The sequence below is a fragment of the Acetivibrio straminisolvens JCM 21531 genome (assembly GCF_000521465.1).
GTDB classification, from domain to species: Bacteria; Bacillota; Clostridia; order Acetivibrionales; family Acetivibrionaceae; genus Hungateiclostridium; species Hungateiclostridium straminisolvens.
Genome location: NZ_BAVR01000168.1, coordinates 1 through 1,046 on the forward strand (window position 1 = coordinate 1; position 1,046 = coordinate 1,046).

The 1,046-nt window shown below is 32.5% G+C and carries 1 protein-coding gene and 1 pseudogene; both read right to left on the reverse strand.

What is annotated here, in order from left to right:
* On the reverse strand, positions 1 to 645 hold a 645-nt coding region (locus JCM21531_RS17320), incomplete at its 3' end, for an Athe_2463 domain-containing protein (protein ID WP_038291709.1).
* A gap of 45 nt (positions 646 to 690) precedes the next feature.
* Positions 691 to 1,046 (reverse strand): annotated as a pseudogene (locus JCM21531_RS17325) (copper amine oxidase N-terminal domain-containing protein); the annotation flags it as partial.

Genomic DNA, 1,046 nt, shown 5'->3' on the forward strand with positions numbered 1-1,046 from the left:
GTATAAAAAGTCTTCAAAATTTTCCTTTAATCCTTCCGGTACATCAACTGCATTTTGTACAAAGTAATTTTTCTTGCCTGTATAAGTTTCAACTACATCAGGATTAAAATACCCTATTTTAATCCATTTTTCTATATACTCAAAAACAGCATCTGTTAATGTCCTTCCAACAATCTCTCCATTTTCGCCATATAGATATTTAAATTTCTTACCGTTCCACGGTTCTTTAACCCACATCTTATCTTTTGCAGCATAACCCTCATTATCATATGGAAAAGAGGGATTTGGAAAAACAGAACCATCCACTGCATATCCTAATGCACGATATTCATCCTTGCCATTAACTTTCTTAACTATTTCACTGCCTGATGACGTCGTTTTTTTGCTTGCTTCAATATTATCACCATATACAAACACAGGTCTGTTTGAAAATATATCCAAACCATATCGGGCAAGATCATCATTTATATTCATACCATTAACTTGTAATAAATAATAATTCTCATAGCCCATTTTTTCAAATAAAAAATTATTAGCATCGTCAATTGCTTCCTTTGCACTTTTATAACTTACTGCGCGTGCATTTATAAATAAATGTGACACTAAAATGCAGAAAGATATTATAGAGCATAATACCTTCTTCATCTCCTTCCTCCCTTTCAGAATCTTATTAAGTAATATTTTCACGTTTTAGAAAGGTTTGTCACCTTTTCTATACACATATAAGGTAATTGTGGAACCTCTGATTGGCCATGACTTAGGCATATACATATACTGATCTGTTTTTTTGTCATAAAAGTATCTTGCTTCAATAACATCTGTATCTTTTACTTTTGACCTCACAACGCTCATTATTTCTTTTACCGTATCTTCACTAAACTTTTGTAACAATATCTTTTCCAAATCATCTTTTTGCTTTTCAACATCTTTTTTTAAAAAACCTATTGTGAACACTACCTCATAACTAGTCTCATCTTTTGAAGCCGCAACCATCAAATCCGTATCCTTTGGTACAATAAACCCGGCTACTTCCCTTGTATCGCCCT